This is a genomic window from Cohnella sp. LGH (assembly GCF_017671885.1).
Classification (GTDB): Bacteria; Bacillota; Bacilli; order Paenibacillales; family Paenibacillaceae; genus Cohnella; species Cohnella phaseoli.
In genome coordinates, this window is the sequence record NZ_CP072117.1 from 3,555,211 (window position 1) to 3,570,466 (window position 15,256).

At 54.4% G+C, this 15,256-nt stretch carries 12 protein-coding genes and 1 riboswitch; of the genes, 2 read left to right on the forward strand and 10 right to left on the reverse strand.

What is annotated here, in order from left to right:
* Window positions 1–33: 33 nt before the first annotated feature.
* From J4772_RS15115 to J4772_RS15125, 3 genes are all read right to left on the reverse strand, one after another.
* Window positions 34–1,179: a hypothetical protein gene (locus J4772_RS15115; protein WP_209075868.1), complete on the reverse strand. Its 1,146-nt coding sequence runs from the start codon at window positions 1,177–1,179 to the stop codon at window positions 34–36.
* Window positions 1,176–1,703 (reverse strand): RNA polymerase sigma factor, encoded by a 528-nt coding sequence (locus J4772_RS15120; protein WP_209075870.1) that lies wholly within the window; start codon window positions 1,701–1,703, stop codon window positions 1,176–1,178. Before J4772_RS15120 ends, J4772_RS15115 begins: the two co-directional genes overlap by 4 nt.
* Before the next feature lie 710 nt (window positions 1,704–2,413).
* Window positions 2,414–3,346 (reverse strand): VanW family protein, encoded by a 933-nt coding sequence (locus J4772_RS15125; RefSeq protein ID WP_209075873.1) that lies wholly within the window; start codon window positions 3,344–3,346, stop codon window positions 2,414–2,416.
* Window positions 3,347–3,516: 170 nt separating this feature from the next.
* On the opposite strand from J4772_RS15125, the gene J4772_RS15130 reads away from it, so the two are divergent.
* Window positions 3,517–4,689: a hypothetical protein gene (locus J4772_RS15130; protein WP_209075874.1), complete on the forward strand. Its 1,173-nt coding sequence runs from the start codon at window positions 3,517–3,519 to the stop codon at window positions 4,687–4,689.
* Here J4772_RS15130 and J4772_RS15135 read toward each other — a convergent pair.
* Both J4772_RS15135 and J4772_RS15140 read right to left on the reverse strand, forming a co-directional pair.
* Window positions 4,668–6,164, reverse strand: a complete 1,497-nt coding sequence (locus J4772_RS15135) for an outer membrane protein assembly factor BamB family protein (protein ID WP_209075875.1) — start codon at window positions 6,162–6,164, stop codon at window positions 4,668–4,670. The two genes, J4772_RS15130 and J4772_RS15135, sit on opposite strands and share 22 nt — an antisense overlap.
* 212 nt (window positions 6,165–6,376) lie before the next feature.
* Window positions 6,377–7,561: a KamA family radical SAM protein gene (locus J4772_RS15140; protein ID WP_116063161.1), complete on the reverse strand. Its 1,185-nt coding sequence runs from the start codon at window positions 7,559–7,561 to the stop codon at window positions 6,377–6,379.
* Window positions 7,562–7,740: 179 nt separating this feature from the next.
* Window positions 7,741–7,879: riboswitch (cyclic di-AMP (ydaO/yuaA leader) on the reverse strand.
* A 121-nt stretch (window positions 7,880–8,000) separates the two neighbouring features.
* Between J4772_RS15140 and J4772_RS15145 the strand changes: the two genes are divergently transcribed.
* Window positions 8,001–9,197 carry an AI-2E family transporter gene (locus J4772_RS15145; protein WP_209075877.1) on the forward strand — a complete coding sequence of 399 codons (1,197 nt, stop codon included), beginning with the start codon at window positions 8,001–8,003 and terminating at the stop codon, window positions 9,195–9,197.
* A gap of 362 nt (window positions 9,198–9,559) precedes the next feature.
* Here J4772_RS15145 and J4772_RS15150 read toward each other — a convergent pair whose 3' ends face one another.
* From J4772_RS15150 to J4772_RS15170, 5 genes are read right to left on the reverse strand one after another with little or no spacing between them, the layout of a single operon-like run.
* Entirely contained in the window at window positions 9,560–12,181 is a 2,622-nt protein-coding gene (locus J4772_RS15150; protein ID WP_209075878.1) for a hypothetical protein, read from the reverse strand.
* On the reverse strand, window positions 12,178–13,059 hold the full coding sequence (locus J4772_RS15155) for a fumarylacetoacetate hydrolase family protein (protein ID WP_209075879.1): 882 nt from the start codon (window positions 13,057–13,059) through the stop codon (window positions 12,178–12,180). Before J4772_RS15155 ends, J4772_RS15150 begins: the two co-directional genes overlap by 4 nt.
* Before the next feature lie 19 nt (window positions 13,060–13,078).
* Window positions 13,079–14,104 carry a Gfo/Idh/MocA family protein gene (locus J4772_RS15160; protein ID WP_209075881.1) on the reverse strand — a complete coding sequence of 342 codons (1,026 nt, stop codon included), beginning with the start codon at window positions 14,102–14,104 and terminating at the stop codon, window positions 13,079–13,081.
* A gap of 20 nt (window positions 14,105–14,124) precedes the next feature.
* Window positions 14,125–14,889 carry an MBL fold metallo-hydrolase gene (locus J4772_RS15165; protein WP_116063156.1) on the reverse strand — a complete coding sequence of 255 codons (765 nt, stop codon included), beginning with the start codon at window positions 14,887–14,889 and terminating at the stop codon, window positions 14,125–14,127.
* A complete protein-coding gene (locus J4772_RS15170; protein WP_209075884.1) occupies window positions 14,865–15,254 on the reverse strand; it encodes a RidA family protein in 390 nt (129 codons plus the stop codon). Before J4772_RS15170 ends, J4772_RS15165 begins: the two co-directional genes overlap by 25 nt.
* Window positions 15,255–15,256 lie beyond the last annotated feature (2 nt).

A 15,256-nucleotide genomic window follows, 5' to 3' on the forward strand; every position in this document is an offset into this window, starting at 1 on the left:
TCTCGGCCGATTGTCAATAGACGAAAGCCAGCGCTAATTCAACACAATAATTCTGCCGGTAATGACGCCGTTCTCGTCTTTATGAAACAGCAGCGCTTTGAAAGTTTCACCATCTTTGCTAACGGAGAATGTCTCGGAAAATCCGCTCTGCCCTTCCTGGAAAAAGGAGTCTGGAGCCATTGTCACGCTCCGTCCGTCATGAGAGTATTGGAGGTTGCCGGCGTCGTCATAGGTCACTTCTTTAATCGAGTCGGGAAGAGTTTCACCGATCTTCTCTCCTTTTTTAATTTTGGTTTTAATTTCCGCGGCCCAGCGCCTTGCGTCAGCGACCAGCTTCTTATCCGACGGTGACTCGGGAGAGGACGTCGGCGTTAGCATAGACTCCAAATAGGCTTCCGCTTTGACCGGATCCGCTTTGGCGATATTGAGCGGGAGATCGAACAATGCCGATGCGCCCGAGTATCCTTCCTTGGACCGGATTTCTCCCGTGCTCTCGTCATACGAGAACGCCTCGTTCCTATAAAACGGACTGCCGCTGCTTACCGCCAAATACACGCCTCTGTCTGCAAAAATTTCTACTTGGTCGCATGAGATGAGTCTGTACATGACACCGTCGATGACATCTTCGCTATACCCGCCGTTCATCGTAACGATATTGACCTGCCACGGCTTCAGACCTTTGATTAGCGGCGAAATGAAAAACGGAACTTCGCCGTATTCGGGTTCGTTGACCGCCGGCATCGGTTTGCCGTCCTGTCTGACGATGGAAACAACCGCATAGGTTCTGTCGGGGTAGATTTCCTCCGAGGAGTGCTTAAATTGGCTGAGGCCGGCTCCCGACACGAGACCGTGAAGCGTAAAACTGTAATCTCCAGATGCGATGGACCGATTAATCTCCATAGCGTCCTTGCTGTCGAAAGCTTCCGCCAGCAGCCGGTCCCCGAAACTCTCGGCAACCTGCTTGGCGCTGAACAGCTGTGTCGCCGCATAGGCCGATACAGACACCAGCAGCAATAATACCGCGGCTAACAGCCCTATCGATAATCTTCTTCTATGTTTAGGTTTCACAAGATTACGCTCCTTTAATTGATGGATAAGGGCCTGATCCAATTCTTCTTCAGGCTCCGTTGCCGGAGCCAAAGCCTGTCCGAGCAAACGTTCCCAATCCGCATCCTTCACGTGACATCGACCTCCAAATCTTTTCTCACGGCCATGCGCGCTTTATGCAATCTGCTTTTCACAGTTCCCGACGGAATTTTCAACGCCGATGCGATCTCCTCCACTGTCATATCCGCTGTGTAATACATGTAGAGGGGAAGCTTCAGCTTGTCGTTCAACCGATGGGCGGCCTGCTGAATCATCGTTCGAAGCTCTAGCGTCAGCACCGCGTCTTCCGGTGCCGATTCGCGAGAAAATAAGTCCGCCACCCCTGCCGCCGCCTCGTCAAGCTCGAACGTAGGGGCGATTCTTCGCCTCCACGCAAGCTTGCGACGATGATTGCGGTGAAGCTGCACGGCAACCGATATGAGATAAGCTTTCGGATTGCGGGCCGCGTCCATCTTGAGCCGCAGCTCCATAGCCTTAAGAAAAGTTTCCTGATATAAATCGTCCGTATCCTCTTTGTTCCCCGTCAGCTTGTAGCAAAAGCCGTAAATCGACTTGCCGTGCAGCTTCACGAGCTCAATCAACTCATCGATATCCAAGCAGCTTCTCCTTCCTGAATGGCCATTCACCTATATATTGTCATAACTTCGAAATCGGTTCATCTGCAAAATACTACAGCTGACCAATTCGCATACATGAACCCGTAGGAAACATGAAATATCGCTCGAACTGGACCAATCCGACATCGCGGACAGCGGCGTCGGGCTGGAGAACAAAATCTTGCTCGCCCTGCGTGCCACAATTCAGTCTAACAGGTCTGTGCTTTAACAGACCGAAGCATTGGGAATGAGGCCAAAAAAGTATCCTTACGCTACCTCAGCCGCGTAGTGAAGGCCAAAAATGTGCCCTGATGTTGCCCCAGCCTCGTAGTGAAGGCCAAAATTGTGCCTTGACGTTACCTTAGCCGCGGAGTGAAGGTCAAAAATGTGCCTTGACGTTACCTTAGCCGCGGAGTGAAGGCCAAAAATGTGCCCTGACGCTGCCTCAGCCGCGGAGTGAAGGCCAAAAATGTGCCTTGACGTTACCTTAGCCGCGGAGTGAAGGCCAAAAATGTGCCTTGACGTTACCTTAGCCGCGGAGTGAAGGCCAAAAATGTGCCCTGACGCTGCCTCAGCCGCGGAGTGAAGGCCAAAATGTGCCCAGACGCTACCTCAGCAGCGGAATGAAGGCTAGCCACAGAAAAGAAGCCCGATCTGAAAGCAGCTCTTACCCCTGCTTTCAGATCAGGCCTCTTCGCATAGTCGATTCCCTATGGCACAATTTGATTAACGTTGCGGTCGGCCGGCACTTCCGCCGGCAGCTTCTTGGATGCGCTAGGCACTTCGCGCGGACGGTTGTGAATTTCCTCGGCCGAATAAATCAGTATGGTCGTCTGTCCGCCTCCCGAGAATGCGCGAATGAGCACGGGATGGTCGTAAGGATTATTGAACACGAAATCCGGCCCGTACCAGCTAACCGTCGCATCCCTTCCCGGCGGCACGTAAGGCACGTTGCGGCTGTGCGAATAGCGTTGAACGATTGTGAGCCCCGCTCGATCGACCGCATTGAATAACGTCGATGAGACTTGACAAATGCCGCCCCCGATTCCTTCCGCCACTTCGCCTCTTACGATCACCTTCGCTCGGCGATAGCCTTTACCCGCCGTCCGCTCTCCAAGGGTCTGATTAAACGAAAACGATTCCCCTGGAAACACATAGCGATTATTTAGCGCCTTAACCGCCAAATCGATATTGTGGGAGCGATTGCGGTTATTTGAATTGTAATAGGTCGTATAGTAGCCGATTCTCTTCTCCTTCAGCGTCGTCAGCAGCTCGCTGTCCACTCGCGGATAGACGGCTCTAAGCGGGGCTTCCATCGAGGCGCTCTTCCCCTCCGTCATATAACGATAGAACTCGTCCTCCCAGACTCTGAGGTCGAGCTTATAGCCGAGCTTGTCCGGAACGATCTTCCCCGATGCGTCCAGCATGGCGTTAGTCGGCGGCTGATAGACCAGCCGCTCCATTTTCGCTGTCAGTTCCAACAATTTAATGTCATTAACAATCGGCAGCCCGGGTAACGGGAATTCATAATCCGCACGGCGTACGACCGCGATTTCCCGTCCTTCGGAAGTTATCGCAAGCTGATCCGGCAATGATGCGGTATGCGCAAGCACCAACAGGCCGGCAATCCATGTCCAAGCCAAATCGATCCCCCGATTCGATAAATTTAACGTATCTCGATGCATGAGCACACTTGTCTCGTCCAATGCATCCCTGTTTACGTTGCGCGAAACGGACCGCGGTTATGCCGCATAATCGTTTATTCGTTAGCCGACAATAACGCCAACGATTCGAAACGGGAAGGAAGAAAAAAATGAGCCGACCACTGAGGCTGAATGCTTGGCGCTGGGCCGCATCAGTTGTACTTTCCCTTGGACTGGCTTCCGCTGTCGGCTCGGCTGCGCAAGCGAAGCCACCGACGACTCGAGAGCGGCAGCGCATAGAGATCGTCGTGCGCTCCAGCCGCACCGCCTCCATGTTTAGCAGGCTAACGATAGACAGCCCTACGCTAATTTTGCGCAATGCGCAAACGGGAAGCTTGCCGGAGCAACTCGCAGATTGCTATACCGACCTGGAGGTCGGGATTCGAGATGCCGACGGAAAAGAAACGCGGTATCGACTAGAACGTTCGGGCCATCTTTGGAACGAAGCCGCAGGGCGATTGCTGCGACTTTCAGCCGATGCGTCCAAACGTATGCTTGGCTATGCGGAGGCATTGAGACGGGAGCATTACGGGGCGCTGATGGATTGGAGCGAAGCCCGCCTTATCGTGAAGCGCAAAAGCACGTTCACGATTACCGATCTCGAAAGCGGACTCAGTTTTCGCGTCCAGCGTCGAGCGGGCAGCGATCACGCCGACGTGCAGCCAATGACAACAGAAGATTCGAAGACGATGAAGGAGATTTACGGGGGTGCGTGGAGCTGGGACCGTCGAGCGATCATCGTCTCCAAGGATCGCACACGAATAGCCGCTTCCATGAACGGCATGCCCCATGGGGGAGACGGCATTCCGGGCAACGGCTTTAAAGGCCATTTTTGCGTTCATTTTCTCGGCAGCTCGTCGCATCGCTCCGATACGCCCGATCCGGCGCATCAGTTGATGGTTTATCAAGCGGCCGGGCAATTGCGCAGCTATTTCGCTTCCGCCTCTCCCGGCGTGATGGCGATCAACTTCGCGGAGGCAGTCGCCAGAAAAGACATCGAGATGCTGCAATTGCTGTGGCCCGAAGCTTCCGCCGAACGTTTCGAAGAGCTGAATCGACTGCTTGAACGACTGGAATCGTTAACGATCAAGAGAACCCGCGTTACGAAAACCGAAGAGCTAGCGGATGAGCTGTCAGCCTCCGTAACGCTCCCTCTGCAAATTCGTTTGCGCGATCGGGGAACGCTTCAATCCGAGCTCCGTTTCGAGTTCGTCCGAAGCGCTCCTCGCTTACCTTGGCGAATCGCCGGAGTTTCCTCCGATCATTCCAGCTTAATCCCGTAAAGCTTGCCGCCGCGCGAAGCGACGACGGCATAGTTGCCGAATACCGCCGGAGAAGCTTCGATATTTGAGCCTACTGTCATGCTGCCTCGAACGCGGCCATCCCCGGCGGAGACGACGGTGACGACCCCGCCGGAATCGGCCTGTAACAAATAACCGTTGCCCTTGGCATCGTAGACGTCGGTCGGAGACGACCAGGCATAGCGTTTCATCGGGAGCCGCCAAGTCTCCTTGCCTGTCTTTTTGTCCAAGGCGACCATCAGCCCCTCCCCAAGCTTGCCGTAGCGGGCGATCGTGAACACGACGAGATCGGAAATATTCCCCTTGCCGACGACCGGCGTCGCCAGTACGCCGCCGTTGACGGGATGATCTCCGCCGACGACGGACAAACATTCGTATTTCATCTGCCAGACGACCTGGCCGGTTAGCCCGTTGATTTTGCGCAAATAGGCGTAGCCCTTTCTTCCCTGCTTGTCGACTTCCGTTCCGGTGTACAAGTACGGAATTCCGTCCTCGGCTTCCACAACGATCGTCGCATCCGTATCGTCGAGCGCCGGGAGCGCCCATACCGCCTCGTTCGTCCGAACGTTCACCGCCAGCACGCTTCCCCCGTTATCGGCAAAATAAACGAGGTCGCCGAACGCCGCCAGCGAATTCTCGATGCCCTGATAATTGTTGCCGCTTATACGATAGCGGAATTTGCTCACGACCGGCTTGATCGAAAGCGTCTTCCGCTGCGGATCGAAAGCCGTATTCAGCTTGACGCGGTACAACAGCCCGTTCTCCCCGCCTACGGTAAGCGTATCGTCATAGCGGTTGAACAGAGCGGAGCCGTCGAACGCCCCCCACCGCCGATAAGCGAAGGAATCGATGCCGTTAACGCGCAGCAGCCGCTTCTGGTCGATCAGGCTATACAGGTTAAATCCGATCGTTCCGTTCTCGGGGATTCCCTCTCCGACGTACAGCAGCGGATACCCGCGCGCATCTACGGACACGCTGCCTTTAATCGGGTTGCCGACCCGGATCGGACTTCTCGTCTCCTCGCCTGTTTCCAGCTCCAGAAAATAGACGTATCCGTCCAAAGAGGCATAGATGACCTCGGTAAAATTCGGCTTGGAACGAAACTTCGGCTTAACGTTCATCGACGCGAGCACTTCCGGCTGCCATTGGACGATCGCCGGCTGTCCCGTCCAGCCCGCTCCGCCGCCCCATGAGCTGCTCTTCGTCTTCTTCTCCCAAGCGATTGCGGGGCGATACGTCTGCATCTCAACGGTCCCGTAAGACGGCGCGCTTCTATCGCCTCCGCCCCGAAAACCGAGTACTCCCGCCACTTCGGTATACATCTCGGGAAATGCTTTCGCCTCCGCGGGCTTGCTGCCGCTCCATTGCCCGGACTGAACCCCCTTCGCTTGCGCAATGCCTTGCGCCGCCAGCAAAATGGCAAGCGCGAATAAGACCGTTTTGCTTCCCAACGCCATCCCTATCCATTCCTCCAATATTGGAATGAATAGATTTTACCTTTCTGCCGTCGAGAAGCTTGTCAAACAGTCAACGAGAAATCGCGGAACCTTTGTCGCATCCGGTAGCAATCAAGCGAAGCGCGCGAATAAGAGCCGCCTCGGCAACACGGAGAGCGACATCGTCGCCCTGCGCGTACACTGGAGGCGGCTCCTGTGGAACCCTTATGGCTTTAACTCGGCACTTCCGCCCTCCGCTCGCGCTTGCGCGGAACATCAGGCAATTCGTTCACGGAGACGACTTCCTTCGTCCGTTTCTGCGGCTTTTTCCAATAGCGCTCGCTCCCCGGAAGATCGTCGAACCAGGCCGCGTCGTCGGGACAATCCAGCATCATGAATTTCCCGTAGTTGCCGTCGCGGGATTGATGATATTTCAGATAGGCTTTGCCGTTCTCGATCGCCAAAATTTCGATTTTGCCCGACGTATGGCTCATAGACAGGCGCACTCTCTTGCCTAAACCGGAGGTACGAGCTTTCGCCTTCTCGACGATATCGTACACTCTAGCTAACGGCAGCACGAAATCGTTGTTGCCCGCCACGGGTCGGTTGATGAAAAAATAGTAGGGCGTTACGCCAGCCCAGCTCAGCCGGTCCAGCAACTCGCCGAGCACCTCAGGATCGTCGTTGATGCCTCTAAGCACAGGCGTCTGGTTAACGACGATCGCTCCGGCGTCGTGCAGCGCTTGGAAGCCTCGTACCGCTTCCGGCGTAATTTCGCGAGGATGATTGATATGAGCCATCACGTAGATGCGCTTGTTCGCGTTGGAAAACTCGCGGATCGTCTCCAGAAGCTCCTCGTCCTCGTAAATCCTCATCGGATTAAAGACAGGGATTTTCGAGCCGAGTCGAATGATCTTCACATGTTCGATTTCGCGTAATCTATGCAAAATCGCGCGCAGTTTAGGCGTGGCAAGGATGAGGCTGTCGCCTCCGGTCAGCAGCACGTTGCTAATCTCAGGATGGTTGGCGATATACTGCAGGCCCGGCTCGATGTCCGAGGTCGCTTCCTTGACGTCGTTGCGGAACAGCCGCTTGCGGAAGCAGTAGCGACAGTAGGCTCCGCACACCTCGGAGACAATCAGCAGCGCCGTCGACGAATACTTGTGCTGGCAGCCTTTGACCACGTAGTTCGTATCCTCGTCCGAAGCGTCCCAACGTCCGTATTCCTCCAGCTCCCCTTCATTCGGAATAACGAGCTTGCGAATCGGATCGTGCGGATCGTTCCAATCGATCAGATTCAAGTAATATTCGTTCACGCGAAACACGAACTTGTCGGTAATCTTCTTCAGCTTCTCACGTTGTTCCTCGGGGATGTGAGAGATCTTTCCGATATCGGTGATATACTTTGGCTGCGCCATGCGGCCTTCCTCCTCCATGTATATTCATTCGAATTCGAGAACGAATCCGTTCCAAGCCCCGCGATACCCCCTTTCGTCCGAACGTTAAATAGACCCTGCGCGCAGTAGACCATCCCTACTGCGGACAAGGGTCCGTAAAGACAGAAAAAGACCCTTAACGGGTCAAAAGAATGAGCAACTTATGACCCATCCAGTGCAAACGAGGTTAGCTGTCGGGCTCGGGATAGATGGTTCCCTACATGAGCAATCCATGATTCGCCCCAAAAGATTGGTTCCCCCGCTTTCCGGAAGTTTCCGGAAACTAAGCGTAACTAAACTATAATTTACAGCTGCCCGCCCTGTCAACCCTGAGAAATTTCATCCGTGAAATTCGGCAGCGGACAAATTTGTCGGACGGCTTTCCCGTCGGTTACAATAGAACAAAGAAGGAGGAAGCCCCATGCAGAGCTCTAGCAAACTATCGGAAGGCATTAAAGGACTGATCGACCGGAAATTTGTTCTGTTCCTCGTCGTCATCCTGTTGATTGGCTTGAATATTTTTATTTTGGACAAGATTTCCTATGTTTTTCATCCGCTGACCGTCGTGCTGGAAACCGTATTCCTACCGTTCCTGTTAGCCGGAGTCGCGTACTACCTCCTTAATCCGATCGTCGACTATTTGGAGCATCGCAAAGTAAAACGCCTTTATTCCATCCTTGGGCTGTACCTTGTCATTATTACGGTACTGACGCTCGTAGTTATGAAAGTCGTCCCCCTGCTCAGCGAGCAAATCGCCAGCCTGATCTCCCAGTTCCCGACCTACACGCAGAACGCGCAGGCCAAGTTCGAGGAACTGATTGGAAACAAGTATTTCAACGAGCTGCAAAGCATGATCGGAATTGATACGGCCAAGCTCACGGACGAGTTCTCCTCGCGCGCTTCGACCCTTCTCAGCAACGCTTGGTCGGGAATAGGCGGGTTGGTAGGCCGAATTACCGAGACGGTGCTGGCGATCATCACGGTTCCCTTCGTCCTGTTCTACCTGCTCAAAGACCGCAAGAAACTGGCCCCGTTCGTGCTTGGATTCGTGCCGACTAAGCTCAGAGGCCGCTCCTTCGGCGTCATGCTGGAGATGAACCATCAGATCAGCTCGTACATTCGCGGCCAGATCATCGTCAGCGCTTGTATCGGCGTGCTGCTGTACATCGGCTATCTCATTATCGGACTGGACTACTCCCTTGTGCTCGCCGTTATCGCCGCTTGTACGAGCATCGTCCCTTATTTGGGCCCGGCAATCGCCATCACTCCCGCGCTGATCGTCGCCATGATGACGTCCCCGATCATGCTCGTGAAAATGATCGTGATTTGGACAATCGTGCAATTGATCGAGGGCAAGTTTATCTCTCCGCAAATTATGGGCAAGACGATGCGGGTTCATCCGATTACGATCATCTTCGTCATTATCGCGGCCGGCAACCTGTTCGGCATGATCGGCATCATTCTCGCCGTTCCCGGGTATGCCATTCTAAAGGTGATCAGCACGCATCTGTTCCGCTGGTTTAAGCGTCGCACGGGACTGTATGAGGAAGCCGTTCCTGCCGCTGACGCCTCCCATGACGCGCCAACAGGCGAAGAAACTCCGCAAAACGCAGACTAGGTAACAAAATCAAGGAGCTGTCTGATAGGCAAAGGTTGCTTGAGATTATCGATACATAAGGTAAGGTGTATATTCCTCCAGTAGATCTAATCATGACCCGCAACATTTCCAATTTATTGGATATTGAACTTTTACGACGGATCTATTTGCACACATGAGTACGAACAGTTTCAGGGAATTATCTGGAAGTGTTGTGGGTTATGATTAGCCCGTAGACTGCCTCATACGCTCCTGAAATCACATTGTAAAGGGTTTACCTATTCGTATTTCAGGAGCGTATAGCAGCATCGGAGGGAGGTATATACACCTATCGATTATCTTCCAGAGCAACTTGAGACGCCTATAAGACAGCCCCCCCTTCGTCACATAGTGTCGATTTGTTGTTCCGCCTGCTGCAGTTCCTCGACAATATAACGGCAATTCAGCGCTTTCTCGCGCAAATCCTGAAGCGTATAGTAATAATGATTGCTCGCTTCAAAACCGATGCGGGAATCTCGAATGACGAGTTCGTACAACTGCAAGGCGTTGCTTGCTTCCTTGTTCGCGATATCGATGAGCTTGCGGCAAGCTTTCGAACGGACGGATGAGCTTCTTGCCTTCAAGTATTTTTGCCGGGCTCTAACGAACTCGATCTGCAGGTATGTGCTGTAGAAATGAAGATAAGCCGCCGATGCGGAAGTCGTCAACTCGTCGAACTCCCGATGTGCCCCAGCAGACAGCCGCTTCCTTGCCGCCTCCAGAAGACGCAGCCCTTTCTTCCACCCTACGGCAAGTTTCTTGAACTGCCCGGCAAATGCGGCATCCGAATAGATACCGCGCCATCGCTCCAGATCGTCGTAAGGATAACCGATCATGGTCGCCTCGAAGCCGGTCGGCTCCAGATGAAGCAGGTTGGCCGGTCCGAAATTTTGCGGTGCGAAGTACAGCACACTTAAATCGAAGGGAAACTCTCGGAACGCGCTACCGAACGCGGCCGAAGCATCTGCGATCGCTTGCCCCGCCTCGCTTCCGAACTTGGCTTGCATCCGTTCGCCAATGCCTGTCTTCTCGCCCGAATCGGTATCCCAATAGTATTCGGATGCAAGCTCCAGGTTAAGCGACGGGTATCCGCCCAATGTCCAACTCAGCATCAAGCCGCTGACCCCTGAATCGCTTAAGCGGATGAGATGCTCCTCGATTAACTGAAAAACGGGCAAGAATGGCACGGCCGAACATTCCCATGTGTTATTAAACTGAACCTTCGCCGCTGTGCGCAAGCCCCGCGCTTGAGCCACTTCCCAGGTCCGCCGCGATTTCTCGCCCGGCCCGACGACGGACATGGAATAGTCGATGACCTGTCCCGAAGAACCGGCCATGTTCGTGGGAATCGCTTCCTCGCTCGTGGACATGACGATTACGTTGTCCGGCAATCCCTCGATCGCGGAACGAATTTCCTGATCATCCCATCCCCAACTTTGCGACCATCCCCATGTCCAGCATACAATTCGCGCTTCGGGTTTTTCTCGAAACGCGCCTTCGGCGATAAGCCCGTTCACTTCCGCAACGACTTCGCCCGGCGTTCGTCGGCTGCAGCGCGGACAATTCGTCTGGCCCCCCACTGCCCGCGAATAACAGTGCGTCCAATTTTCCGACATCGTGATCGTAAACAGGCCGGCCAAACCCGGGACTTCGCGGAAGAGGCGGGCAATCCCGTCGCTCAGCAATTGCTGTACTTCCGGATGCGATGTGCACAGCGTCGCATAGCCGTCCTCCGTATGTCCTTGCCAATCCGGTTTGTCGGCAAAAAAGGACACAGGCATGGAACGGGGTTCATTGCAATACAAGTAAACGCCGATCCCGTACTTCGCAGCACGGTCCGCGAGAAAGCGCAATCCGGCAATCCTTTGCTCCCAATTGAGAGACAGCTCCTTCGGCAACCCGGCTAGCGGAACTAGGTTATAGAGGACGCTTTGCAGCCAAATGCCGTTCACTCCCGCATCGGACAACCGTTCCAGCAAAGCTTCCGGAAAAGGGTCCAATTCCGGCGTCAAAAGCGGATCTCCGTATACGGCGCCGTAGGAGTAGATGATGCGCATATCGAATTTCGTAGTCCGACGGTATTCGCCAGCCATGAGATAAGGCGCATGACCTTCGCACGCTTGCCCGGCCAGCCATTGGAGTCCTCGCATAATCCCGGTTTCGGCCGCTGCCCGAATCGTAAGCGTATCCGTCCCCGCAACGATCAAGTGGTCTTCCGTCAATTGGGATGAATCCGGTACGATTTCGATTCGCATCACCGGATTGATCTCCTCGTTAGGCGAAAAGGCGGAAGCTTTCCGGACGGTCCACTTTGCGCCCCAGGTCCGTTCAAGCTTAGTTACGAATCGTTCCAGCGCGGAATCCAAAACGGGATGGCCGCTCGGCGCTTCGATTGTCCAAGAAATATCCAGTCTGATTTCCCCGTGACCTGGCTCTCTAACACGGACGTTCTCCCTCATAGCCGGCTTGCGATATTGATTGAGAAAATCGAAAGGTTTTTCGGCTTGCCGTCCATCGCTCAAGGCCGCCGTCGATTCCCTGATCAGCCGCGTCCGCTCTTGTTCCGCCTCGTTCAGAACCCGATATTTGACCGACTCCGTCCACGGCTTGAGGCTGCCTAGCTTGATCCATAGGAAATCGTCCTCTTTTAAAGTGAAGGCGAGTCGGTCTTCCGTCCATCCTAGCAGCTCGAGCAATTGCTCGACAGGGAGCAAATGCCAATTGGCGCGAATGATTGTAATATATCCTCTTTCGAGCCATATCGCTTCATTCCCCGTCTGCGAGACCTCAAGCCCCAGGTTCGACGCGGCTTCCCTGATCTGCTCTTCGGAAGCGCCGAGCACCAGAGCCAGTCGCTCTGCTGGCACTAACCCCCAATTTCGCCAAATGACGGCCTGCATTCGCGTAGGAAAATGAGGTGTTGCCAGCGCCTTCTTATCCGGCTCCGTTCGCAAATCGAGAATCATAGCCGCTCACCCGCCCTGGCACGCATCCGATTTTCCAATCTGCCCAGCTTGTCGATTTCCATCGCGATCTCGTCCCCGTCCTTCAGCCATACGCGCTTCTCGGGCGGATAGCCGAAGATGACGCCTTGGGGCGTTCCCGTTAGAATGACGTCCCCCGGATTCAGGGTGATGTAATCGCTAATATAGCTGACCAATTCGTCGCAATAGAAAATCATATCCGACGTATTGGATTGTTGCCGAATCTCGCCGTTTAACCAGCAGCTCAATTCTAGGGAATTCGGATCCCCGACTTCATCGGCCGTGACCAAGTAAGGACCGATCGGGCAGAAGCGATCCAGACTCTTGCCGAGCAGCCATTGATTCGTTCTGAACTGCAAATCCCGGGAAGACAGGTCGTTGGCAATGCAATACCCGAATACGTGGTCCAGCGCTTTATCGCTGGCTACCCCGCTCGCCGTTCGGCCGATGACGATCGCGAGCTCGACTTCGTAATCCCCTTCCTTCACGTAAGAAGGCAGAGGGATCGTCTCGCCGTGAGCGGCTATCGAATTGTTGAATTTATTGAACAGGACGGGGTATTCCGGAATGCTCATCTGGGATTCCGCGGCATGCTCGCGATAATTCAAGCCGACGCAAATGATTTTCCCGGGGCTCGGAACGCATGGTCCGAACGTCAACTCCTCTTCTCTCCTCAGTTCACCGACTTCAATCGCGCTGCGCACATACTCATCGATCCGATCGATCATCCGCTCTCCTCCGGCGATCAACTCTTCCATCGTTCGCGGCCAACTTTCCTCTGAGGGAATCTCCACGACCCCGGATTCAGATTTGACCCCCAGTTTAAGCCCGTCATCCGTTACAAACGTCAGCAGTTTCATTCTCCGCACCTCATCCTATTTATAACTCGATAGACTCCGCAAGTACGACTTCCCGTCCCGTCGCGCAGGATTTCGCGATCGCATCGGCGACCTCTACGCCATGAACGGCATCGGCGAACGAGATAACGACCGGATCCTCGCCCCGGGAAATACAGCGACAAATATAGGTCAGCTGCTCCCGCAGGCATCCAACGGATTGTCCATGCAGCTTCGCATGAATATTCGTATCCGGAGTCAGCCTTCCTTGGCCGTTCCAGAATTGCAGGCCCGAATTACTCGTCTCGAAGTGGGCAATTCCGCTCCTTCCGATCACTTCGATCGCGTCCGCGATTTCGACTCCAGCTTGGTCCGGCGTCATCCAACTACTTTGCAACACGGCCAGCGCTCCGTTCTCGAATTCGAGGTTCGCCCACAGCACTTCCGGGGAGGCGGAGGCTGCGCCGGAATCGGTTACGGATCTTCCGTAAGCTTTCACGCTTCTCACGCGACATCCGGCATACCAGATCGCCAAATCGATATCATGGATCATTAATTCGAATACCGTATGGACGCGCTGAAAGGTTTCGAATAAATAGTGCTCCCGGGAACGCTTTAAGTACATGCTGACTGGAGCGCCTACCCGGTCGGACAGCACGGCCTCCTTAATCGCGGCATAACGCGGATCGAACCGCAGCAGATGTCCTGGAAAGAGCAGCCTGCCGCTGGCGACGGCCGCTTCCTGCATCGCCTTGGCCTCGTCCGGGCGAGTCGTTACCGGTTTCTCCACGAGGACATGCTTGCCGGATTGCAAAGCTTTCAAAGTCGGCTCCAGGTGGTGGCTTTCAAAGGTCACCACGCTGATCAAATCGATATCGTCTCGCTGGACCAACTCGTCCGCACTTGAGATCAAGTTCGCGACGCCGTATTCCTTACCCGCTCGTTCCAGCCTTTCCGGCGAGCTGTCGCATATGGCTACTACTTCCGCCGTTCCAAGCGAACTGAAGGCTTCCAAATGACACATTCCCCATCGACCCAAGCCGAGAATGCCCACTCTCACTCTATTCATTCCGATCTCCCACTCCCTATCTATAAATTCGGAGGCACGTCCAGCCGTTCGAAGCAAGCTTGCGCCTTGGCAATATGCTGCCAGGCCTCGGTAAGCAGAAAAGGTCCGTGTCCGGGAAACAATCCGTCGATACGGAGTCCGTGGAGCTTGTCCACGGTGTCTGCATATTCGGATATGACGCAATCCCAGACGTTCTGAATGACAACTTTTCCTCCGGCGAATACCGAATCGCCGCCGAACAACAGCTTCCTCCCCTTCCTCTCGATCAGGAAGGAAATATGCCCGCGCGCGTGTCCCGGCGTATCGATTATCTTCAGCGAGAGATTGCCGATAACGATCTCGTCGTTTTCCCGCAGCCCTCTCGCTACCGGACAAGGCGGAAACTCGTAATCCGCGGGATACACGCCCGCTCTTACCGCCGCGGTAATGCTAACCTTGTCACGGTCCCCCGTTTCGATCCAAGGCAAAATTTCCTGCGAGGTCATGACCTGCAGCCCGTAGGTCCGGTGAAAATAAGCGGCCCCTGCCGCATGGTCGCCATGCCCGTGGGTAAGCAGCAAATATCGGATTTGCCCCGGCGATATCCCGATGCGTTCGATATTCGCCGCAATCCGCTCGGGCTCTATCCCTCCGCCGGCATCGATCAAAGCGAATTGCCCGTCTCCGCCGTCCAGCAGGTAGACGTTGCAATCCATCGGATCGCTCAGTTGAAAGCCGTACTTGCCGCTGCCGACCATATAGATGCCATCATCGATTCTGATCATGACGGGATGTAGGCGATGCATTCGATTTCCACGCGCATGCCGGGAGGAAACTTGACGATTTCAACCGTACTTCTGGCGGGCGGCTCAACGGTAAAATATTCAGCGTACGCCTCGTTGTATGCCGCAAAATCGTTCAGCTCGTCAATAAAAGAAGTGACTTTGACGACATGTTCAAGAGAGGTGCCCGCAGCCTGTAAAATTTGTTCCATATATTCGAGTACGACATGCGTTTGCCGGACAATATCTCCGGGGAACAGCACCTCTCCCGTCACAAGATCGAACGGGCACGTTCCCGCCACGTATACCATGTCGCTCAGCTTTACGGCCTGAGAATAAGAACCGCCTGGCTTCGGCGCTTTATCGGTACGGATGATTTCCTTCTTCATAT